This is a genomic window from Prosthecobacter sp. Pr1, from assembly GCF_057652315.1.
In genome coordinates, this window is the sequence record NZ_JBYFBS010000011.1 from 146,976 (window position 1) to 167,402 (window position 20,427).

Sequence of the window (20,427 nt, forward strand, 5' to 3'; positions counted from 1 at the left end):
ATATTCTGCGGAGGCAAAAATCAGCTGATCATTCCGCCGCGGGCGGAGATTTCTGAAAACGCGCGCGTCAGGGCGTTGTTCAGTTCATGCAGCGTCGCTTGCTCGAGCTGGGGGTCGAGCGTGGCCGTCAAAGTCGGTGGCAGGATGATCGCCTGATGCACGGTTGAAACCGTCTTCACGGGCGCCTGAGGGGGTGGCACAGCCGGAGCTGGCGCAGGTGCTGGTACTGCTGCGGGAGCCGATGTGACCATTGAGGGAGTCGGTTCCGCAGAGGGCAGCGTCACGGGACGTGGAGCCTCAAACAAAGTGGCCACCGAATGGGTGCACTTCGATTCCTCCGCATGCGTGGCGGCACAGAGCTGCCTCAAGCTGGCGAGCTGCGCATCGAGCCGATGGTTAAACCACTCCCGGGTGCGTTGAATGTCCTGCACCAGCGCGGCCAGCTCATTGGCGAAAAGGTCCCCTGAGCGAACAGGCAGGCCGGGCGGCAGAGTGGTGTTGGATGATTGGAAGCTCATGCAAAGTCAAACATATTAAAATTTCCATAAATAATCAAGCCTTCTTCACTCTCAATCCTATAGAATTTCAAAATATTGCCCTTTTTGTTCTCTAAATTTTTAAGTTTGGCAGCACTGTAAATGGATCTTTAGGGAAGCGCACATGGAATTCGCCTCTTCCTTTCAAAAGGCTCAAAAGCAGCGTTGTATGACTCAGGGTTTCTTACCCTTCCCTGCCCGCTTCTGCACCAGCAGCCAGTCGGGATCAGGGGTGCGGGAGGACTCCATCAGCGCGGCGGCTTGGACCACGAGTTCGGGCTTCTCCTTGGCAAGGTCATGCGCCTCTGCCGCATCCGCCTTGAGGTCGTAGAGTTCGATGGGACTCTCCGGGCCGTTGCGCACGGCTTTCCAGTCGCCAAAGCGCACCGCCTGTAGAGAGGCCCCTTCGTGCAGTTCCCAGTAAAAGTGATCGCGCTGCGGTGCCGGGCCGCCTTTGAGGAATGGGACCAGGGAGAGACCGTCGGTCTTGCAGGCGGCGGGAATCTTCGCGCCGGCGAGTTCGGCGGCGGTGGGCAGGAAATCCCAGAACGCCCAGGGTTCATCCGTCACGCGTCCGGCGGGAACCTTGCCGGGCCAGCGTGCCAGTGCGGCTTGTCGCAGCGCACCTTCATACAGGCCGCGCTTGTAGCCACGCAGGCCGTTGGAGGCTTGTTCAAAGAGCCTGCCCATTTCGGACTTGGGATCAAAGGAAGAACCGTTGTCGCCTGCGGTCATGACAAGGGTGTTGTCATCAATGCCGCACTCTTTGAGCGTGTCGAGCAGGCGGCCCACATCGCTGTCCAGACGAGTGACCATGGCGGCGTAGTTCTTCTGCATCTCAGTCCATGGCTTGTCCTTATAGAGACCCTGGCTGTCGATCTCGAAGTTGCCATGTGGCAGCGTGATCGAGTAGTACAGGAAGAAGGGGCCGGATTTGTGCTCGCGCACCCAGCGCACGACTTCATCAGAGATCAGCTGCTGCGCGTAGGTCTTGCCCACGCCTTTGCCGGTGTTGCCGGGCAAATCGAAGCGCTGGTCGTTGTTGTAGAGGTAGGTGGGGAAATAGCTGTGCGCGTGGCGCTGGCAGTTGTAGCCGTAGAAGTGGTCAAAGCCGAGCTTCAGCGGACTCCCGGTGGTGTCAAACATGCCCATGCCCCACTTCCCCATGCAGGCGGTGGCATAGCCCGCATCATGCAAAATCTGCGCCACGGTGATCGTGCCTGCTGGCAGCGGCTTCTGACCTTCCGCGCCGATCTCGCGATTCGCACGGATCGGGCAGTGCCCGGTGTGCAGCCCGGTCATCAGCGAAGAGCGCGAAGGTGCGCACACACTCGTGCCGCTGTAGGCCTGCAGGTAGCGCGTGCCCTCCTTCGCCATGCGGTCGAGGTTCGGCGTCTGAATCAGCTTCTGCCCGTAGCAGCCCAGATCTCCCTGTGCGAGGTCATCGCTGAGAATGAAAATGAGGTTGGGCTGGCCTGCGGTGGCGGTGGAGAGTATGCAGGCGGCAAGGAGCAGGACGAAGGGTCGGATCATGGGACGATGGGAACGCTGCACTGGCGGCGTTCTTGACGTGAATCTGGATGGAGCGCACGCGTCCTCGCGTGCTGCATTCAGCGTCCCGCTGAATGCTGTCCATAAAGGGGGTGTCACGTTGCACCCGTCTGCCAGCTTGAGTGTCCTCAAGGGACGGTTTTCCGCGAGGACGCGGAAAACAGCACGCGAGACGCGTGCGCTCCATTACCGCACCTGGCACACCGTTTTTGCCACGGCCTGCGCGTAGGTGTTGGCAATAGTGTTCATGTTCACCGCCAGGCTGTAGAGGCCGCCGATGGCGAAGGCTTTGTTGATGATGAACTGACCGACGGGCACCCGCTTCGGCATCTGATACACCGTCACCACCCCATCCAGATGCATCTGCCCCATGCCGGGCATCGCGGTGCGCACGAAGCCGCTGCCTTTGGTGTAACGGGTGATGTTGACCACGAGTTCATAGCGGCCTGGCTTTCCCGAGCCGGGCTGTGCCAGCGTCTGTACCGCCTGGGTGATCCGGTCTCCGAGCATCTGGCGCTCCTCTTCAGACATGCGGGCGTCCGTGGTGCTCACCTGAGTGGTGACGCCGTCTCCCTGGCTGATGACCGCCGTGAGAGGACTCACGAAGACGGGACGCGGCGTGTGGGTGGCGCAGCTGGCAAGCAGCAGTGCAACGGCGAGAACAGAGAGATGGCGGAGGGCGTTGTGGATTTTCATCGTAAGAAGGAAGCGAGACAGCGGACATGTACGAAATTATTGCTCCAAGACGAGTACAAAAAATAACGGCCCGGAATCACTTCCGGGCCGCGTGGGGGTTTTGGGTTTTTGAAGCGCCGCGTGGGTTGGGTCACGCAGCGGTCAAAATTACATCATGCCGCCGTGGTCGTGGGCATGGCCGGCGTCAGCGGCTTCTTCCTTCGGAATGTCGGAGATCAGACATTCGGTGGTGAGGAGGAGGCCGGAGATGGAGGCGGCGTTCTGGAGAGCGCTGCGGGTCACCTTGGCTGGGTCAACGACACCTGCCTTGATGAGGTCTTCATACTTGCCGGTGGCGACGTTGTAGCCGTGGTTGCCTTTGCCTTTCTTGACTTCAGCAACGACGAGCGCGCCTTCGATGCCTGCGTTGGCAGCAAGCTGACGGAGAGGAGCTTCGATCGCACGTGCGACGATTTCAGCACCAGTCTTCTCGTCGCCGGTAAGGCCGAGATCACCGATGGAAGCCTGAGCACGGATGAGGGCGACGCCGCCCCCAGGAACGATGCCTTCTTCGACGGCCGCACGGGTGGCGTGCAGGGCGTCTTCGACGCGGGCTTTCTTTTCCTTCATCTCAGTTTCGGTGGCAGCACCGACGTTGATGACGGCGACGCCGCCGGCGAGCTTGGCAAGACGCTCCTGGAGCTTCTCACGATCGTAGTCGCTGGTGGTTTCGGAGATCTGGTTCTTGATCTGGGAAACGCGGCCTGCAATGGCTTCGCTGCCGCCTTCGCCTTCGACGATGACGGTGTTTTCCTTGCCGATGGTGATGCGCTTGGCACGGCCAAGGTCAGCGAGCTCGATGTTCTCAAGCTTGATGCCAAGGTCTTCGGTGATGCAGCGGCCGCCGGTGAGGATGGCGATGTCTTCGAGCATGGCTTTGCGGCGGTCGCCGAAGCCAGGAGCCTTGACAGCCACGATGTTGAGGGTGCCGCGCAGCTTGTTCACCACGAGGGTGGCAAGGGCTTCACCTTCGACGTCTTCAGCGATGATGAGGAGGGGCTTGCCGGAGCGGGCGACCTTCTCAAGCAGAGGCAGCATGTCCTTCAGATTGCTGACCTTCTTCTCATTGATGAGGATGTAGGCGTTCTCAAGGTTGCACTCCATCGTCTCCGGATTGGTGACGAAGTAAGGGGAGAGGTAGCCCTTGTCGAACTGCATGCCTTCGACGACTTCGAGGGTCGTTTCGATGGACTTGGCTTCTTCGACGGTGATGGTGCCTTCCTTGCCCACTTTGTCCATGGCTTCGGCGATGATGTTGCCGATGCTGGAGTCCCAGTTGGCGGACACGGTTGCGACCTGGGCCACTTCCTTGCTGTCCTTGACGGGGGTGGAGATTTCCTTGAGCTTGGCGACGATGGCCTCAGTGGCCTTCATGATGCCGCGCTGAAGCGAGATCGGGTTGGCGCCGGCGGTCACGTTGCGGAGACCTTCTGCGTAGATGGCTTCAGCCAGGACCGTGGCGGTCGTGGTGCCGTCACCAGCGATGTCGGAGGTCTTGGAGGAGACTTCCTTGATGAGCTGAGCGCCCATGTTTTCATAAGCATCTGGAAGCTCGATTTCCTTGGCGACGGTGACGCCGTCCTTGGTGATCGTTGGGCTGCCGAATTTCTTTTCAAGGATGACGTTGCGGCCTGCAGGGCCGAGAGTGGCCTTGACGGCGCGAGCCAGCTTGGTGACGCCGCGGAGGAGTGCCTGACGGGCGGCTTCGTCGAAGTAGAGTTGTTTAGCCATAACAGTTTAAGTAGTGTGGATTGAGTGTGGGGTTTCTGAGAGGGGATTAGCCGATGATGCCGAGGATGTCGGTTTCGTTGATGATGAGGACGTCATCGCCGTTGAGCTTCACTTCCGTGCCGCCGTACTTGGAGATGAGGACCTTGTCGCCCTTCTTCACGGTGAAGAGGGTGGCGACGTCTTTGCCTTCGTCGTCCTTGCCGGTGCCAAGGGCGAGCACTTCAGCTTCCTGTGGCTTTTCTTTGGCAGTGTCAGGGAGGAAGATGCCGCCAGCGGTCTTTTCTTCGCTGATGGAACGCTTGACGAGGACGCGGCGTCCGAGGGGTGTGATGGAGGTGGCCATAGTTGGTCTGGTTTGTGCTTTGAGGGTTTCTGGTTCTGGTTTGGTTCGGGTTGTCTGCCCGGCCTGCTGTCACACGGGTTGGTGTGCCGGCTGGCCGGGCGGAAATTCATTCGGGGTCGGTGGGCGGTGCCGCAGCGGCTGGCGCCGGAATGGTGTTGGGGACGATGGCGACGCCGTTCGGAGCGCGCTCCAGGCCGCCATAGCTGAGATCCGGGGCTGCCTCGCCGATTTCACTGACGAGAAAGTCCACGATGCGCTGCGGCTCTTCGGAGAGCACGGACTGCAGCATGCGTGAGGTGCGTGCCTGATCGTAGCCTTTCATGTCCAGGTCAAGCTTCGCGGCACCTTCGAGGCCTTTGATTTGTGCGGCGAGCTCCACGGTGGAGTTCACGCGCTTCAGCAGCACGGGGTCAGCCGCGAGTTTTTTCATCGCCACGGCCAGCTTGTCCTTCACTTCCGGCGTGTTCAGCAGCTCGGTGGCGGTCTTGCCGGGGTACTGTGCGATGATGCTGTCCGCTTCGCTCTTCAAAGCGTTGTCTGCGGGGGAGGCGCTCTTCTCAGGCGCAGGCGTCAGCGCGCTGGAGATTTCGGCTTCGATGCGTGAATCTGCTACTACAGCCTTCGGTGTCACAGGAGTTTCAGGCGTCTTGGCAGCCTCGGGCGATTTGCCGCAAGCAGTGAAAAACATGGCAAGGCCCAGCAGCGCACAGAGTCGCGAAGCGTCTTGGAGTGCGTACGGGAAGCGAAGCGCCACGCCGCTTTTTGGCTTGCGCAGGCGTGGGAGATTCTCGGGCACGGTGAGACGCTCGAAAGCGGTGTCGCAGGCCACCGCACTCCAAGACGCTTCGCGTTTTGCGGCTGCGCATTGGCTGTCGGGGAATGATGCCATCACCGGAGGCTGTGAAGTTGAAGCATTCATGCGGCGCGTGGGGCGATGGCTGCGTTGGAGATTTCACACAGGGCTGTTTTCACAGCCTGGTCGAGAGTTTGGAAGGACTCATAAGGAGAGCCCAGCATGCCGGTCATACCTTGCATGTTGGAGGTGTTTTCCAAGCGGCCCATGACGAACCACTGGTCACCGCCCTGGTTTTCGATCAGCGACTTCAGATACTCGATCTCCAGCTTCTTGTTCGTGATCTGGTCGTTCGTGTCGGCGCTTTGATTGGTGAACTGCACCAGCGGCTGGCGGCACAGCAGGATGCCGTAGGCGCGGTTCTGGGCCAGCGAGCAGGTCACCGAATACTTCGCCTGGGAATCCACCAGCGTGTGGGAGGGATCCGTGCAGCTGATCATCAGCTCCGTTTCGGAGAGCCGGGCGGTGGCGCCCATGGGATCGCGTGTGATGCGGAAGCCCTCGGCCTCGGTCAGCCCGGTGAAGCACTCCACGATCTTGTTGAGAAAGGTGCGGCGCATCTTCAGCAAGAGCTCATCATGCCTCGCGAGGAGGCCCTTGGCCTCTCCGTCGAGTGCAGACAGTTCCTTGAGCGCTACCAAACTCATCGTGACACTGGGGTTGAGATGGAAAACGCCGACGTTGCCATAGCCACGGCGCGACCGGAATGGCGACTATTCGTCGCCATTCCAAAAGCTGCCTGTGCTGTCGTCGTTCCTGACATTCTCGTGATCAATTACTTGTCCTTGTCCACGACCTCGAAATCCGCATCGACGACCTTGCCCTTGTCCTGGGACTTCGTTTCCGAAGCACCAGCCTCAGGGGCAGCGCCACCCATGCCGCCCATGCCACCGGGGGCTCCGGTTGCGCCTGCGGCGGCAGCGGCTTGATAGGCGGCGGCGAAGAGTTTTTCGAGTTCTTCGGTCTGGGCCTTCATCTTGTCGGTGTCACCGGATTCGACGGCGGACTTCAGGGAAGCCAGCTTGTCCTTGATCGGGGTGAGCTGGTCGGCGGGGACTTTGCTTTCCCATTCCTTGAGCTGTTTCTCGATCTCGAAGCTGAGGCCTTCCGCCTTGTTCTTCACTTCGACGGCTTCCTTGCGCTTCATGTCTTCGTCGGCGTGCTCTTCAGCATCGCGCTTGGCTTTTTCGATCTCTTCCTGGCTGAGGCCGGAGCTGCCCTGGATGGAGATCTTCTGCTCTTTGCCGCTGACCTTTTCCTTGGCGCTGACGTGCAGGATGCCGTTGGCGTCGATGTCAAAGGTCACTTCGACCTGTGGCACGCCGCGTGGGGCTGGTGGGATGCCGTCGAGCTTGAAGGTGCCGAGCGTCTTGTTGTCGCGGGACATCGGGCGCTCGCCCTGAAGGACCACGATTTCCACGCCGGGCTGGTTGTCGCTGTAGGTGGAGAAGATCTGGCTGTGCTTCTTCGGAATGGTGGTGTTGCGCGGGATCATCGGGGTGGCCACGCCGCCTGCCGTCTCGATGGAGAGGGTGAGCGGGGTCACGTCGAGGAGGAGCACGTCTTTGACGTCACCTTTGAGCACGCCGCCCTGGATGGCTGCGCCGATGGCGACGACTTCGTCCGGGTTCACACCCTGATGCGGGTCTTTGCCGGCGAGTTTCTTCGCGGTCTCAACGACCTTCGGCATGCGGGTCATGCCACCCACGAGCACGAGTTCGTCGATCTTGCTGGCGTCGAGCTTGGCGGCGGCAAGGCAGTCACGCACAGGCTTGATGGTGCGCTCGAACAGGTTGTCCGTGAGCTGCTCCATCTTAGCGCGGGTGAGGGTCTTCATGATGTGCTTCGGCCCGGAGGCGTCGGCGGTGATGAAGGGGAGATTGAGGTCGTAGCTCTGGCTGGAGCTGAGGGCGATCTTGGCCTTCTCGGCTTCTTCCTTGATGCGCTGAAGCGCGTCAGGCTGGCCGCTGAGGTCGATGCCGCTGTCGGTTTTGAATTCGTTGACGATCCAGGTGATGAGGGTGTTGTCCCAGTCGTCACCACCGAGGTGGGTGTCGCCGTCCGTGGCGAGCACTTCGAAGACGCCGTCGCCGATTTCCAGCACGGAGATGTCGAAGGTACCACCGCCAAGGTCATACACGGCGACTTTTTCGTCCGACTTGCTGTCGAGGCCGTAGGCCAGGGCGGCTGCGGTCGGCTCATTGATGATGCGGCGCACGTTGAGGCCGGCGATTTCGCCTGCGGCCTTGGTGGCGTTGCGCTGGCTGTCGTTGAAGTAAGCGGGGACGGTGATGACGGCTTCCGTGATCGTTTCGCCGAGCTTGGCTTCAGCGTCGGCCTTCAGCTTCGCAAGGATCATCGCGCTGACTTCCTGGGGGCTGTAAACTTTCGTTTCGCCGCCGACTTCCACCTGTACGTGGGCGTCACCATTGGCAGCGGCCACGATCTTGTAAGGCATGCGCTTGTCAGCTTCGGTGAGTTCCGCGAACTTGCGGCCCATCAGGCGCTTCACGGAGAAGACGGTGTTGCGGGGATTCGTCACGGCCTGGCGCTTGGCAGCCTGACCGACGACGCGTTCGCCGCTCTTGGTAAAGGCGACGATGGAAGGCGTCGTGCGTGCGCCTTCGCTGTTTTCGAGCACCGTTGCTTTGCCGCCTTCGAGGACGGCCATGCAGGAGTTGGTGGTGCCGAGGTCAATGCCGAGGATTTTGCTCATGATTTTGGGGTTGGGGGGAAAGTGATACTGAGGGTTTTGGTGCTTCTTACTTGGCTAGATGCGTGCCAAGTGGTGTTTTGGAAACACAATGAACTGATTGTGAATGATGTAAGAGGGAAATGGCACAATCATCCATGAGTCAATAATTGTGCCAAAGTGCCAAAATGTGGCACACTTGCGCTGGCACTTGGCACAATTGGGCGAGATCCCGTCGCTCAGGCTCTGTTTTCTGCGTGTCCCTGAAATCGGACCCCAGGCTTGATGCTTTCAGCGTGAGTCATTCTCGGAATGACGGCTTTGCAGCTTGTGAAAAGTTTCACAATCTGATTGCCGCCCCTGCGCAGGGGGCGTAATTCTCAAGGTCCCAAAATCCCTCTGACTCCCATGGTCGCTCCCGCTGATTCCACCGTTACTGCTTACGACTCGAAGGTCGAAGGCAATATCATCTTCACCAAGATGGACGCCGCCATCAACTGGATGCGCAAGAACTCCATGTGGCCGATGCCGATGGGCCTCGCCTGCTGCGCCATCGAAATGATGGCCGCCGCCTGCAGCCGTTATGACTTGAGCCGCTTCGGTGCGGAAGTGATGCGTTTCTCCCCCCGCCAGGCTGACGTGATGATCGTGGCCGGCACGGTGACTTACAAGATGGCCCTCGCCGTGAAGCGCGTGTGGGACCAGATGCCGGAGCCGAAGTGGTGCATCGCCATGGGCGCGTGCGCCTCCAGCGGCGGCATGTACCGTAGCTACGCGGTGCTTCAGGGCATCGACCAGCTCATCCCGGTGGACGTTTACATCTCCGGCTGCCCTCCGCGCCCCGAAGCATTGCTTGAAGGCATGATGCGTCTGCAGCGCAAGATCGAAACCGAGCACTCCTTCACCGAGCAGAAGAAGGAACTCCTCTCCGAACTCACCGCTTAATTTTTCACGACCATGAATGCCGCCCAAATGGTTGAAGCCTTGAAGCAGAAATTCGGTGATGCCGTGCTGGAAACGAAGGAGTTTCGTGGCGAACACACGCTCGTCGTCAAGCTCACCAACGCCAAGCCGTTGCTCGCGTACTGCCGCGATGAACTGAATTTCGACTACCTCGTCGATATCTCCAGCCTCGATTACATGGGCAAGGAGCCGCGCTTTGAGATGGTGTATGAGCTCTACGGCTACGGTCATCTGCAGCACCTGCGTGTGCGTGCCGCCGTGGCCGAGGACGTGGAAGTCCCCACCGTCAGCGACATCTGGCCCACCGCCAACTGGCATGAGCGCGAGGTGTATGACATGATGGGCATCAAGTTCAGCGGCCATCCCGACATGCGCCGCATCCTCATGTGGGAAGGCTACCCGTTCTTCCCGCTGCGCAAAGACTTCCCGCTCGAAGGCAAGCCCAGCGACATGCCCGACGTCGGCTTCACCAAGACCGCACCGATGGCGGACGGTCCCTTCGTCACTTGTGCAGGCACCGGCGATACGGTGACGCGTGAGCCGCGCTCCCGCAGGCCCACGGAGTAACGCGGCAGTGCTGTGCACGCAGATGCTGTGCGGGCTGCGTTGTACCGAAAGAGCCCCACGGCGTCACTCGTTCCATTTCCTTCCCATGACACGCACTCATCTCACCACCGTACTCGGTCTGGCACTGGCCACGACCGCCTTTTCTGCTGAATCCACCGACTGGGGCGCCTTCCGGGGTCCTTCCGGCAATGGCGTCGTCCCCGCCCTGGCCAATGCCAAATGGAGCCTCAAGGAAGTCTGGAAATCACCCACCAATCTCGGCTTCAGCTCCTTTGCTGAATCAGATGGCAAGGTGTACACCCTCGTCACGGGCGAGAGCGACGGCAACAGCGGTGAAATGCTGGCCTGCCTCGATGAAAAGACCGGCAAGCAGCTGTGGAGCAAGCCTCTCAGCGTCGTCCCCAAGTATGACGGCGGTGGTGACTCCGGCACGCCTGACAACAAAGGCGGCGACGGTTCCCGCTCCACTCCGGTGGTCAATGCCGGCAAAGTGTACGCCATCGACTCCATGCTGGGTGTCTTCTGCTTCGACGCTGCCACGGGCAAGGAAATCTGGAAGCACGACGTGATGAAGGACAACGCCGGCGTGCAGATCAAATGGGAAAACGCCGCTTCTCCCGTGATCGATGGTGATGTGCTCCTCCTCGCCGGCGGTGGTGCAGGCCAGGCCCTCATCGGCCTGAACAAGAACACCGGCAAAGTCGTGTGGAAGGGTGAAGACGACAAGATGACCCACGCCACTCCGGTGCTCGCAGACATCCTTGGCGTGCATCAGGCCATCTTCTTCACGCAGACCGGCCTCGTCGCCGTTGACCCCCAAAAAGGCAGCGTGATCTGGCGCGCCCCCTTCCCTTACAAAGTGAGCACCGCCGCCTCCCCGGTGGTGTTTGAAGACATCGTGTACTGCTCCGCCGGTTATGGCGTGGGTGCCGGTGCGTTCAAGATCAGCAAGAGCGGCGGCAAGCTGGAAGCGACCCAGATCTGGCGTCGTGAAAACCAGTGCTTCAACCACTGGAGCACCCCGGTCGTCAAAGACGGCTACCTCTACGGCATGTTCAGCTTCAAGGAATACGGCGCCGGCCCTCTGGCTTGCGTGGACATCCGCACGGGCGAAGACAAATGGGCGGAAAAAGGCTTCGGCCCCGGTCAGGTCATCCTTGCAGGAGACAAGATCATCGCCACCAGCGACAAGGGCGAAATCGTTGTCGTCGAAGCCAGCCCGGACAAATACAAGGAAGTGGCGCGCAAAGATGTGCTTGATGGCAAGGTCTGGAGCTACCCGATCCTCGCCAATGGCAAAATCTTCGCCCGCAGCACGACCGAAGGTGTGTGCCTGGATGTGAACTGATCTGGCCCCTGCAACCAGTCTTAAAATTCGAAGCCCGGAGCTCAAAACTCCGGGCTTCTTTTTGTCCGGAGTCCGTGCACCCTTGACGCATCGGCGGCTCTAACCGACTCTCAGGGCTCTCTTGACGGCATGAAGTGGCAGCAACGTGTGATCCAGGCCTGGCAAAAGGCGCGTGAACTCCCCTATTTGGGACGGGGGTCGTTTGCCGTGGCCATCACCCTGCTGATCATCTCCATGCTGATGGGCTGGCACCGCACGCACCCGGATGATGCGGTGGATGCCGCGCTGCAGCAGGCGCAGGTGGCGCAGATGGATGTGCCGCAGGGCATTTTGATCCTCTCCAGAGTGCTGCCTTATCTTAATCTTTGGGTCAGGCTGGGCATCCCGGTGCTGTTGATCGTGATCTGGCGCCGCTGGGGCGATCTGCGCCGCCTGATGCTGCCGGTCAGCATCGCCTCCGTCTCCATGGCCGTGTGGTCCATCGCGAGTGATCTGGTCGATTACATCGCGCATTCGCACATGACAGAAATGGGCGAACCGCCGGAGCCGGTGGCCTTTGCCTTCAAGCTGGTGTTCATCGCGCTGGTGTTTCTGTCGGTTCCCTTTGCCCTGCACTACTACCGGCGCATCGGCATTCTGGAGCGCTACACGTTGCGCACCTTCCTGCATCCGCTGGTGTTCTGCTTTGTGTCCTTCTTCACCCTGTGGATCATCATGGATCTGCTGGACAATCTGAAGGAATTTCAGGAATCCAAAATCGGCGTGGTACGGGTGATCACCTTTTATCTGGGGATGATCCCCTTTGTGTACACGCAGATCCTGCCGGTGGCGTTGCTGCTGGCGGTGCTGTACTCCCTCACCCGCATGTCGAAGGCCAACGAGCTCATCTCCATGCTGGGCACCGGCCAGAGCCTGACCCGGGTGCTGCGCCCGATTTTTGTCACCAGTGTTTACGCCTGCCTTCTGAACATGGCGGCCAGCTACTACTGGGCGCCGCGTGCCGAGGGCAATCGTGAGGCCGTTTTTAGCGGCATGAAAGTGCATGCGGCGGATTCCATCATGGCGTTTGGCATCATGTTTCATAATGAGCAGAGCCACCGCACCTGGTATGTGGCCACCTTCCCCTTTTCCCTGCGCAGCGGGCACGAGCGCATGCACGGGGTGCAAATCCGTGAGGAAGACAATCTGGGGCGGCCCGCGCACACGATCATCGCGCCATCGGTGGGCTGGTCGCCACGCACCGGCTGGCGCTTTTATGACGGCAAGGAGCTGATCTATCAAAACGGCCACCTCGCATCCATCCGGCCCTTTCCTGTGGGAGCAGACGGTCAAAGCGTCCTGGAAGTGAAGGAAATCGAGGAGACACCCTGGAGCCTCGTGAGCTATGCGCTGCGGCCTGATTTCATGAGCGTGCCGGAGCTTGTCTCCTACCTGAGCGCTCATTCGAAGGCGGCGGACGACAAGCTCGCGCCCTTTCGCACGCACTTCTGGCAGCGCTTCGCCATGCCCTGGCAGGCCATGGCCTTGGTGCTCGTGGCCGCGCCGCTGGGGGTGGCCTACTCACGCCGGGGCTCGGTGGGTGGCATTGCAGGCAGCGTGTTCATTTTCTTCATCTACATGTTCATGAACAATCTCTGCCTCAATCTGGGCAAAGGCGGGCACCTGCCGCCCTGGCTCACCGTGTGGATTCCGCACCTGTTGTTTGGCACCCTTGGCCTTGTCCTGTTCCATTACCGCTCGCAGAACCGCGACCTGCCAAGCTTCAAACTGCGTCTCTCCAAGCTCAAGCCCCAGATCGCCCGCCCGCGCAATCGCAGCGGTGGTACGGCGTTGCCCAACGCCCCTGCCGCTTGATATTTTGAACCAGAAACTTAAAAATCGCTGATGCAGCAAAATTGGTCCATTCGCAGCCGCGCACACACCTGCGCCGTCACCGGCCGTCAGTTTGAGGACGGCGAGAGCTTCCACACGACCATCTACTTTGATCCCGAGGAAAACGGCTACGTGAGACGAGACGTCTGCGCCGAGGCCTGGGCGCAGGAGGTGGAGCAGCGCAAGCCCGTGGCCGCCTGGAAGACGATCTATTCCAGAGTCCTCGCCGAGGCGAAGCCCGAGATCACCCCCAAGGAAGGTGCACAGGCCCTGCTGCAGCGCTTCATCGAGGAAGGAGATCCGCGCACTGAAAACGCGCGCTACATCCTCGCCCTCATGCTCGAGCGGAAACGCCAGCTCCACCAGACCGCCGAGAAGGAAGTGGATGGCGCCAAGATGCTCTTCTACGAAAACAAAAAGACCGGTGAAATTTTCATCGTGCGCGATCCCGAACTGAAGCTCAGCGAAATGGCCGACATGCAGGACGAAGTCGCCACCCTCCTGGCCTTCGGTGGCCCTGCCGCCGACGCAGCGAAGGCCGTGGGCGTGACGCTCACCGTGGATGGTGTGGTTCCCAAGCCGGATGCTGAGGCGCCCACAGAGCCGGATGGAACTGCTGCTGCCGCAGAAACTGCTGACACCGAGCCGAAGGCCGAGACAGCGCCCGAAGCCGAGCCCGACGTCGTGGTGGAATCGGAGATTGAGATTGAAGTGGAGATGGAGTCCGAGTCGGAGGCAGAGTCCGAATCTGAGGCAGATTCAGAGTCCGCTGCTGAGCCCGAAGGCGAAGCTGAGGAGGGATGAGCGGGGATTAGAGCCCCAGCTCCTCGCGCACCTGGGAGTCGTTGATCAGCTTGTCATAGGCGGCCTTGACGGTGCCCGCCGCCTTGTTGGCCTTGCTGACCAGATCTGTGTAGCGTGCTCCAGAGCGCACCGGATTGAGCAGTGCGCCACGAATCACTTCGCCGTAGGCCACCAGGCCGTCCACATACGGCCACTCGCGCGCATCCAGGAGGGGCCGCACCTGCCGCAGCTTGTAGAGGCTGTTGCCCAGCTCGTCCCCCTTGAGGCTGGAGACATTGGCATCCACGTCGTGATCAATGGCAGACACGACGGACTGCGCATTGTTCTGAGCCGCCTCGATGGAGCCACCGATGGAAAGCGTGCGAGGTCCGCGGCCCTGCAGGTAGAGCAGCAGGTACTTGGCGGAGTAGCAGTTCGGCGCGGCGGCCAGGAGGGCCTGCAGGCGCTGTGCCGCATGCGGAGTGCGCAGCAGCGGCACGATCTGCCGCGGGTCACGCATCATCACCGTGCGCATGTTGTCAAAGTCGGTGAGCGCATTCCGCAGAGCCTGCGGCTTTTCGGAGTCGGCCAGCAGCAGGGCGTCGTCAAAAGTCCTGATGCCAAAGACGGTGATGCCCACCAGCGGGCCGGGACCCTGCAGCACCAAGATGTCCGACACCGCGACCTCGTTTTTCACCGGCACTCCCACGATCTTGCAGGAGCCCTTGGTGGCTCCGCGGATCTTGGCCTGCACACCACCGATGGGCTGCACGCTGCCATCCGCGTTCATGTCACCGGTCACCGCAAAGGCGGGGTCCATTTTCTTGCCGGTGATCGCGGCCTCCAGCAGCAGGGCGCAGGCCACTGCGGCGGAGGGGCCGTCCTTGCCGATGTACTTGTCTTCAAAGCCGATCTCCAGCGAGTGGCCCACCGGCCAGCCGCCGTGACGCAGCTGGGAAAACTTGCTCACCTCATTGAGCGCCTTGCTCATGCTATCCCCCACGTCCTGATTGAATTTGAGCATGGAAGGCGACTCCCCCAGCGAGGGCAGCGCGGTGAGGTTCATGCGCGTGACCAACCCGGCCTCGCCGCCGGAGGAGAGCTGGGAGATCAGCAGGCCGTTCACCTGGTTCAGGCGGGATTTGAAGGTGGAAACCTCTTTCTCAGCCATGGGTTGAGAAGGCGTTGGAGCTGGAACTAGAGTCGGAGCAGGAGCAGGAACTACGACTGCAGGCAAAGGGCTGACAGCCGGAACAGGCACTTCGACTTTGGCGGCAATGGGCGCTTCTTCAGCGGGGGTCGTACCCGTTTTCCACACCTGCCAAGACTCGGGTATAAGGCCCTCTTTCCAAGCAAGCATCCATAAAAAAACTAGAGCCAAAAGAACAAATCCCGATTTCATTCAGAACAGGCATTAAGCACTTCAGAGAAGATCGTCAATCTCAAACAAATGACCGCTTTTTCGATGCCGCCGCCAGCATGGTTTCCGCGGATTTTTTGCTTATCCCGTGTTTGTCCAAGGTCCTCCATTCTACATCGCTCCATGTCCTTCCAGCAAGACCGCGAAGAACTTCTCCACGCGATGGCTTCAAACGCAGCGTGGGCTCTTTTTCAACCACACGGCACAGGCAGCCGCGCTGAAGCGGAGCCGGGCCTACAGCCCCAGCTCCTCGCGCACCTGGGAGTCGTTGATCAGCTTGTCATAGGCGGCCTTGACGGTGCCCGCCGCTTTCTTGGCCTTGCTGACCAGATCTGTGTAGCGTGCTCCAGAGTGCACCGGATTGAGCAGTGCGCCACGGATCACTTCGCCGTAGGCCACCAGGCCGTCCACATACGGCCACACGCGCGCATCCAGGAGCGGCCGCACCTGCCGCAGCTTGTAGAGGCTGTTGCCCAGTTCGTCCCCCTTGAGGCTGGAGACATTGGCATCCACGTCGTGATCAATGGCAGACACGACGGACTGCGCGCTGTTCTGCGCCGCCTCGATGGAGCCACCGATGGAAAGTGTGCGGGGTCCGCGGCCTTGGAGGTAGAGCAGCAGGTACTTGGCGGAGTAGCAGTTCGGCGCGGCGGTCAAGAGGGCCTGCAGGCGCTGTGCCGCATGCGGGGTGCGCAGCAGCGGCACCATCTGGCGCGGATCTTTCATCATCACCGTACGCATGCTGTCAAAGTCCGTGAGGGCACTTTGCAGCGCCGGCGGCCGTTCGGTGCCGGCCAGCAGCAGGGCATCGTCGAAGCTCGTGATGCCAAAGACGGTGATGCCCACCAGCGGCGCCGGACCTTCCAGCACCAGAAGATCCATCACGGACTTTTCGTTCTTCACCGGCACACCCATGAGCTTGCAGGAGCCTTTGGTCGCGCCGCGAATCTTGGCCTGCACTCCACCGATGGGCTGCACGCTGCCGTCTGCGTTCATGTCGCCGGTCACCGCAAAGGCAGGGTCCCATTTCTTGCCGGTGATCGCGGCTTCTAGCAGCAGGGCGCAGGCCACTGCGGCGGAGGGGCCGTCCTTGCCGATGTACTTGTCTTCAAAGCCGATCTCCAGCGAGTGGCCCACCGGCCAGCCGCCGTGGCGCAGCTGGGAGAATTTGCTGACCTCATTGAGCGCCTTGCCCATGCTTTCTCCCACGTCTTGATTGAACTTGAGCGTGGAAGGCGACTCCCCCAGCGAGGGCAGCGCGGTGAGGTTCATGCGCGTGACCTGCCCGGCCTCGCCGCCGGAGGAGAGCTGGGAGATCAGCAGGCCGTTCACCTGATTGATGCGTGATTTGAAGGACACGCCGGCGGCGGAAGGGGTGCCGGTGATCACTGCGTTATTGCCAGCCGGTGCCACACCTTGGGGGGCTGCGGGAGCATTATTGTTGGCGTTCGCGACAGCGCTGCTCATGTCGATGAGCTTCCAGACCTGCTGCAGCTGCTGGGGCGTGGCGCCTGCGTCTGGTAAAGCCGCGACCTTGAGGTGGCTGCCATCCCATTCGTGAGCCTGGCTGGAGCCGGCCGGGAATGACGCGGCGATCTTTTCAAAACTCACCTTGCCGTTGGCGGTCTTGTCCGGCAGCTCCGGATTGCCCTTCTCCCATGCCAGCCTCAGCACCACGGGCGCCACCACAAAGTTCGCGGCGGTTCTTGAAAGCACATCCAGACATTCACATTGGGTGAAGCGGCATTGGCTGGTGGTCAGCAAGACATCCGTTCCGGTAAATTTGGTGCTGTCAAACAGACACTCTACGTAGCGCGTGGAGCGCTGGCTCCCATCGGTAGGATAAGATTCCAGCACACAGGACACAAAGGTACAGCGTTTGGCGGCCATTCCGCATAAAAAAGGCGAGGCCAGCGTGCTGCCAGCCACCACGCACTCTGTCATGTTCAGCTTCGGCGGACCGATCTCTCCGTAAAGATCCTCGGTGGTGAATGCCACACCGTTGCTGCGGCGGAAGTCTCCCTTGTCATTGGACACGTAGCAGTCCTCCAGTGCGCAGCCCGTCAGATTGAAGCTGCCGCGTGAGGTCATTTTGAACGCCACTCTGCGCAAGATGCAGTTGTTCAGATTCACGACCCCGCCGTTGGTGGTGTTCAGCGTCACGTCCTCCAGCACGGTTCCCGCCGGGAAGGTCACCTCCATCTGGGTTGCGCGGGGAGTCGCTAAATAAGGATCGATCTTCACCAGGATGCCGTTTCCGACATAATGGCCAGCGGGCAGCGAGCGCTCCTCCTGCAGGCAGAGGCCCGACTTGGATGCCCGTGCATACCAACCGGGCTCCGCCGCATAAATACCGCCTAGGACGAACGACAAAGCCGGCAGCAGAAAAAAAAGAGCCCGTGTTTTCTTCATAAGGGCCCAGCTAAGGAAATATCTTGGAAACCGTCAACCTGCATTAGGCGGATCACGCAGAAAAATCTGTTCCTGCGATCAGTCGCCCCTTGTCATCCACGGTCCTCAATTCTAAATCGCCCCATGTCCCTCCAGCAAGACCGCGAAGAACTCCTGCAAATTCTCAAAGCCAAGTCCATCAAGACCGGCAAATTCACCCTCGCCTCCGGCAAGGAGAGCGATCTCTACGTGGACTGCCGCGTGACCACGCTGGACTCCCGTGGCGCGGTGCTCGTGGGCCGTGTGCTGCATGCGCTGCTGCGTGAGGAGGAAGCGAAGCGCGGCCTCAGCATCGGCTCCCTCGGCGGCCTGACCATGGGCGCGGACCCCATCACCCTGGCAGTGGCCATGAGCTCCAGCCTCGCGGGCGATAATCCGCCCGTGCAGGCCTTCGTGGTGCGCAAGGAACCCAAAGGCCATGGCCGTGGCAAACGCATTGAGGGGAACTTCATCACCACACAGCCCGTCGTCGTCGTCGATGACGTCATCACCACTGGCGGCTCCACGCTGAAGGCCATCGAAGCCATCGAGGAAGAAGGCGGCAAAGTCGCCTTCGCCTTGATCCTCGTGGATCGCTCCGAAGGCGGCCGCGAAGCCATCGAGGCCAAGGGCTACCCGGTGGCGGCTGCGTTCACGCGTGCGGATCTGGTGTGATGATAAGTGCGAGAGGCTGCTATGAGCGCTGCCATCAAGATTGAAATTTCAAATGAAGCGACGCCCGACGTCGTTCATCGCTTCCGAAACTTCGGCGAGGATGTTTTTCGTGCGTTGCGAGAAACATGCTCAGTGGACATCGAGGAAATTGACGCTTCGACGACGAGTTTCACGGTCCGTTACATTCAGCGGAGCGCTCTAGGTGATGTCACGCAGGCCATCAAACGCGAATTGAAGAGACATCACTTTGATCAGACAGCGACTCTGATCCGAATATGAAACATGAGGCATCATGGCTCTCCATTCGGAGCCTGCTGTTTGCAGCACTGCTTCTCTCCACCACTGCCTGCGTACACAAAAAGGCCGTGGTCTTTGATCACGACACCCAGACTGGGCTAGATACCATGACCTACCGTGGCAAGCCCATTTCTCCCGAGGAGCTGTTTGAACTCGGGGAAAGGGCGGACTTCGACCAGATCGATTTGATCCTGAAGAACGACGGCAAAAAGGAGAAGCTGGATTTCAAAAAGTGGCACACGGGCATGAGGATGCTCCCGGAGGTGATGCAGTCGATGCCAGGAGACGTGATGGAATGACGGCTTTTCAGTCTTGCGTGCCCAGCGCCTTTTCGCCTAGCTTCGCTGCGCGCTCTTCTGCGCACCAACACCCCAACCTTCACTGAATCCATGGCAGCCTACATCATCGGACGCGTACAGGTGACGGACTGGCCCCGCTACGCGGAGTACATGAAGCAGACTCCCGGCATCATCGCGCAATACGGCGGCCGCTTCATTGCGCGCGGGGGTGAGTCCCTGACGCTCGAAGGACCGGAAGTGACCGAGCGCGTGGTCATTCTGGAATTCCCCACCTTCGATGCCGCCAGGCAGTTCTTCCATTCGGAGGAGTATCAACACGCCAGAACTTTGCGCGAAGGCGCTGCGGTGGCGCAGTTTTATGCGATTGATGGCGTGCCTGTGGCTTAGCTTTTTCCCAACTCTCGCCATCCCTCGATCCTCCGATGAAACGCCGCCTATGCATCCTTGCCGGTCTCGTGCTTCTCGCGGCAGTCACTTCCTATGCCAGTGGGCGATGGGCGTTCTTTCCCTTGATGCTGCCGCCTGTGATCCTTCCAGTCTTCCTGTCTCTCATTGCAACCCTGTTCGTGCTGGTGCCTCGTCGAGGGGATGCTTCCATCTGGAACCGCTGGTTCGTGCGGTTGCCCGTTGTGGTGCTTTGCTGGGCTTTCCTGTGCTGGCCATTGTACCTGGGTGATGGCTACTTTGAGATGGGCCGCCGGGCTCACATTCGATCCTTGTTCACTCCCGAGTTGATTGCGGAGCTTCGCGGCACCGTTTCGAAACTGTCGGCAAGGAAGGATCAATTCAGCAGCGTTGAACTGTCAGATGCGGATCTCCCTCCGGCGGTCGGTGGCACATTTTGGGGAATGCCCGGCCATGCGTCCTGCGGGTTCAACAAGGAGGGCAGGCTTTCCTCCGTGACTTTGACCTGGGGCTCAGCGCTCATTTCTCACCACGGGCTGGTCATCTCAGAGGAAGAGATCCCGTTTCGTGGGACCGGCTTTCATTTTACCGATGAACGAGGGCAGGACATCGTTTACTACCCGGAGCGCTACTACCCGCTCTATCCCGGTTCCTACATCTTTATTGATGAGAATTGAAGTTCCATCCAAAATCCGCCATGCACTACACCGAGTTCAAAGCCGCCATCCAGCAGCACCTGAAACGGAAGCGCCAGGGGGCGACGTGGGTGGAGTTGAGGGAGACGCTCGCCCTGCCTTATGAGCGGCCATGCCCGGAGTGGACGCGCAGGCTGGAGGAGGAGATCGGGCTGGTGCGGCGCAAGCGCACGGGACGTGCACTGGTGTGGGAAGTGCCACTGACACCGAAGCCGAAGCCCCGCGTTTGATT

21 protein-coding genes are annotated in these 20,427 nt (G+C 60.3%); 11 read left to right on the forward strand and 10 right to left on the reverse strand.

The genetic code is table 11. The features are described from left to right. Positions 1 to 20: 20 nt before the first annotated feature. The 8 genes from AC24GY_RS18350 to dnaK form a co-directional block, all read right to left on the reverse strand. On the reverse strand, positions 21 to 518 hold the full coding sequence (locus AC24GY_RS18350; RefSeq protein WP_487686121.1) for a hypothetical protein: 498 nt from the start codon (positions 516 to 518) through the stop codon (positions 21 to 23). 192 nt (positions 519 to 710) lie between these two features. After that, positions 711 to 2,069: an arylsulfatase gene (locus tag AC24GY_RS18355; RefSeq protein WP_487686124.1), complete on the reverse strand. Its 1,359-nt coding sequence runs from the start codon at positions 2,067 to 2,069 to the stop codon at positions 711 to 713. A gap of 204 nt (positions 2,070 to 2,273) precedes the next feature. Next, complete coding sequence (locus tag AC24GY_RS18360; protein ID WP_487686127.1) at positions 2,274 to 2,783, reverse strand: hypothetical protein; 510 nt, start codon at positions 2,781 to 2,783, stop codon at positions 2,274 to 2,276. Positions 2,784 to 2,930: 147 nt separating this feature from the next. Further along, entirely contained in the window at positions 2,931 to 4,553 is a 1,623-nt protein-coding gene (gene groL, locus AC24GY_RS18365) for a chaperonin GroEL (RefSeq protein ID WP_422315853.1), read from the reverse strand. A gap of 46 nt (positions 4,554 to 4,599) precedes the next feature. Continuing rightward, a complete protein-coding gene (locus AC24GY_RS18370) occupies positions 4,600 to 4,896 on the reverse strand; it encodes a co-chaperone GroES (RefSeq protein WP_422315855.1) in 297 nt (98 codons plus the stop codon). Between the two features lie 106 nt (positions 4,897 to 5,002). Then, a complete protein-coding gene (locus AC24GY_RS18375) occupies positions 5,003 to 5,785 on the reverse strand; it encodes a hypothetical protein (protein ID WP_487686131.1) in 783 nt (260 codons plus the stop codon). 26 nt (positions 5,786 to 5,811) lie between these two features. Further along, positions 5,812 to 6,396, reverse strand: coding sequence for a hypothetical protein (locus AC24GY_RS18380; RefSeq protein ID WP_487686134.1), 585 nt, complete (start codon positions 6,394 to 6,396; stop codon positions 5,812 to 5,814). Positions 6,397 to 6,524: 128 nt separating this feature from the next. Further along, complete coding sequence (gene dnaK / locus AC24GY_RS18385) at positions 6,525 to 8,465, reverse strand: molecular chaperone DnaK (RefSeq protein ID WP_487686137.1); 1,941 nt, start codon at positions 8,463 to 8,465, stop codon at positions 6,525 to 6,527. A 384-nt stretch (positions 8,466 to 8,849) separates the two neighbouring features. Between dnaK and nuoB the strand changes: the two genes are divergently transcribed. The 5 genes from nuoB (at position 8,850) to AC24GY_RS18410 (ending at position 13,995) form a co-directional block, all read left to right on the forward strand. Next, the gene (nuoB, locus tag AC24GY_RS18390; protein WP_487686140.1) at positions 8,850 to 9,386 is read left to right on the forward strand and encodes an NADH-quinone oxidoreductase subunit NuoB; all 537 of its coding nucleotides are present in this window, start codon (positions 8,850 to 8,852) and stop codon (positions 9,384 to 9,386) included. Positions 9,387 to 9,398: 12 nt separating this feature from the next. Further along, positions 9,399 to 9,971: an NADH-quinone oxidoreductase subunit C gene (locus tag AC24GY_RS18395; protein WP_487686143.1), complete on the forward strand. Its 573-nt coding sequence runs from the start codon at positions 9,399 to 9,401 to the stop codon at positions 9,969 to 9,971. A gap of 85 nt (positions 9,972 to 10,056) precedes the next feature. Beyond that, complete coding sequence (locus tag AC24GY_RS18400; RefSeq protein ID WP_487686146.1) at positions 10,057 to 11,319, forward strand: PQQ-like beta-propeller repeat protein; 1,263 nt, start codon at positions 10,057 to 10,059, stop codon at positions 11,317 to 11,319. Positions 11,320 to 11,448: 129 nt separating this feature from the next. After that, positions 11,449 to 13,173, forward strand: coding sequence for an LptF/LptG family permease (locus AC24GY_RS18405; protein WP_487686150.1), 1,725 nt, complete (start codon positions 11,449 to 11,451; stop codon positions 13,171 to 13,173). Between the two features lie 30 nt (positions 13,174 to 13,203). After that, a complete protein-coding gene (locus tag AC24GY_RS18410; protein WP_487686153.1) occupies positions 13,204 to 13,995 on the forward strand; it encodes a hypothetical protein in 792 nt (263 codons plus the stop codon). 7 nt (positions 13,996 to 14,002) lie between these two features. Here AC24GY_RS18410 and AC24GY_RS18415 read toward each other — a convergent pair whose 3' ends face one another. Together AC24GY_RS18415 and AC24GY_RS18420 are read right to left on the reverse strand one after the other, a co-directional pair. Further along, positions 14,003 to 15,145, reverse strand: a complete 1,143-nt coding sequence (locus AC24GY_RS18415) for a S16 family serine protease (protein ID WP_487686156.1) — start codon at positions 15,143 to 15,145, stop codon at positions 14,003 to 14,005. A 483-nt stretch (positions 15,146 to 15,628) separates the two neighbouring features. Further along, entirely contained in the window at positions 15,629 to 17,806 is a 2,178-nt protein-coding gene (locus tag AC24GY_RS18420; protein ID WP_487686159.1) for a S16 family serine protease, read from the reverse strand. A gap of 123 nt (positions 17,807 to 17,929) precedes the next feature. Here AC24GY_RS18420 and pyrE point away from each other — a divergent pair, with 123 nt between their 5' ends. From pyrE to AC24GY_RS18450, 6 genes are all read left to right on the forward strand, one after another. Next, the gene (gene pyrE / locus AC24GY_RS18425) at positions 17,930 to 18,499 is read left to right on the forward strand and encodes an orotate phosphoribosyltransferase (protein WP_487686162.1); all 570 of its coding nucleotides are present in this window, start codon (positions 17,930 to 17,932) and stop codon (positions 18,497 to 18,499) included. 21 nt (positions 18,500 to 18,520) lie between these two features. After that, positions 18,521 to 18,778, forward strand: a complete 258-nt coding sequence (locus AC24GY_RS18430) for a hypothetical protein (protein ID WP_487686165.1) — start codon at positions 18,521 to 18,523, stop codon at positions 18,776 to 18,778. Further along, on the forward strand, positions 18,775 to 19,095 hold the full coding sequence (locus tag AC24GY_RS18435; protein ID WP_487686168.1) for a hypothetical protein: 321 nt from the start codon (positions 18,775 to 18,777) through the stop codon (positions 19,093 to 19,095). The genes AC24GY_RS18430 and AC24GY_RS18435 overlap by 4 nt, the downstream gene beginning before the upstream one ends. 90 nt (positions 19,096 to 19,185) lie before the next feature. Then, positions 19,186 to 19,482: a DUF1330 domain-containing protein gene (locus AC24GY_RS18440; RefSeq protein ID WP_487686171.1), complete on the forward strand. Its 297-nt coding sequence runs from the start codon at positions 19,186 to 19,188 to the stop codon at positions 19,480 to 19,482. Between the two features lie 35 nt (positions 19,483 to 19,517). Continuing rightward, entirely contained in the window at positions 19,518 to 20,177 is a 660-nt protein-coding gene (locus tag AC24GY_RS18445; RefSeq protein WP_487686174.1) for a hypothetical protein, read from the forward strand. Next, the gene (locus tag AC24GY_RS18450) at positions 20,174 to 20,425 is read left to right on the forward strand and encodes a hypothetical protein (RefSeq protein ID WP_487686177.1); all 252 of its coding nucleotides are present in this window, start codon (positions 20,174 to 20,176) and stop codon (positions 20,423 to 20,425) included. The genes AC24GY_RS18445 and AC24GY_RS18450 overlap by 4 nt, the downstream gene beginning before the upstream one ends. Positions 20,426 to 20,427: the final 2 nt, after the last annotated feature.

What these genes read in the sequence shown, in the direction of transcription:
- AC24GY_RS18395 (WP_487686143.1), top strand. Translation starts at nt 9,399, where the DNA reads ATGAATGCCGCCCAAATGGTTGAAGCCTTGAAGCAGAAATTCGGTGAT.
- AC24GY_RS18420 (WP_487686159.1), bottom strand. Translation starts at nt 17,806, where the DNA reads ATGAAGAAAACACGGGCTCTTTTTTTTCTGCTGCCGGCTTTGTCGTTC.
- AC24GY_RS18410 (WP_487686153.1), top strand. Translation starts at nt 13,204, where the DNA reads ATGCAGCAAAATTGGTCCATTCGCAGCCGCGCACACACCTGCGCCGTC.
- groL (WP_422315853.1), bottom strand. Translation starts at nt 4,553, where the DNA reads ATGGCTAAACAACTCTACTTCGACGAAGCCGCCCGTCAGGCACTCCTC.
- AC24GY_RS18430 (WP_487686165.1), top strand. Translation starts at nt 18,521, where the DNA reads ATGAGCGCTGCCATCAAGATTGAAATTTCAAATGAAGCGACGCCCGAC.
- AC24GY_RS18415 (WP_487686156.1), bottom strand. Translation starts at nt 15,145, where the DNA reads ATGGCTGAGAAAGAGGTTTCCACCTTCAAATCCCGCCTGAACCAGGTG.
- AC24GY_RS18355 (WP_487686124.1), bottom strand. Translation starts at nt 2,069, where the DNA reads ATGATCCGACCCTTCGTCCTGCTCCTTGCCGCCTGCATACTCTCCACC.
- AC24GY_RS18440 (WP_487686171.1), top strand. Translation starts at nt 19,186, where the DNA reads ATGGCAGCCTACATCATCGGACGCGTACAGGTGACGGACTGGCCCCGC.
- AC24GY_RS18375 (WP_487686131.1), bottom strand. Translation starts at nt 5,785, where the DNA reads ATGGCATCATTCCCCGACAGCCAATGCGCAGCCGCAAAACGCGAAGCG.
- AC24GY_RS18405 (WP_487686150.1), top strand. Translation starts at nt 11,449, where the DNA reads ATGAAGTGGCAGCAACGTGTGATCCAGGCCTGGCAAAAGGCGCGTGAA.
- AC24GY_RS18435 (WP_487686168.1), top strand. Translation starts at nt 18,775, where the DNA reads ATGAAACATGAGGCATCATGGCTCTCCATTCGGAGCCTGCTGTTTGCA.
- AC24GY_RS18400 (WP_487686146.1), top strand. Translation starts at nt 10,057, where the DNA reads ATGACACGCACTCATCTCACCACCGTACTCGGTCTGGCACTGGCCACG.
- pyrE (WP_487686162.1), top strand. Translation starts at nt 17,930, where the DNA reads ATGTCCCTCCAGCAAGACCGCGAAGAACTCCTGCAAATTCTCAAAGCC.
- AC24GY_RS18380 (WP_487686134.1), bottom strand. Translation starts at nt 6,396, where the DNA reads ATGAGTTTGGTAGCGCTCAAGGAACTGTCTGCACTCGACGGAGAGGCC.
- AC24GY_RS18445 (WP_487686174.1), top strand. Translation starts at nt 19,518, where the DNA reads ATGAAACGCCGCCTATGCATCCTTGCCGGTCTCGTGCTTCTCGCGGCA.
- dnaK (WP_487686137.1), bottom strand. Translation starts at nt 8,465, where the DNA reads ATGAGCAAAATCCTCGGCATTGACCTCGGCACCACCAACTCCTGCATG.
- AC24GY_RS18360 (WP_487686127.1), bottom strand. Translation starts at nt 2,783, where the DNA reads ATGAAAATCCACAACGCCCTCCGCCATCTCTCTGTTCTCGCCGTTGCA.
- AC24GY_RS18370 (WP_422315855.1), bottom strand. Translation starts at nt 4,896, where the DNA reads ATGGCCACCTCCATCACACCCCTCGGACGCCGCGTCCTCGTCAAGCGT.
- nuoB (WP_487686140.1), top strand. Translation starts at nt 8,850, where the DNA reads ATGGTCGCTCCCGCTGATTCCACCGTTACTGCTTACGACTCGAAGGTC.
- AC24GY_RS18350 (WP_487686121.1), bottom strand. Translation starts at nt 518, where the DNA reads ATGAGCTTCCAATCATCCAACACCACTCTGCCGCCCGGCCTGCCTGTT.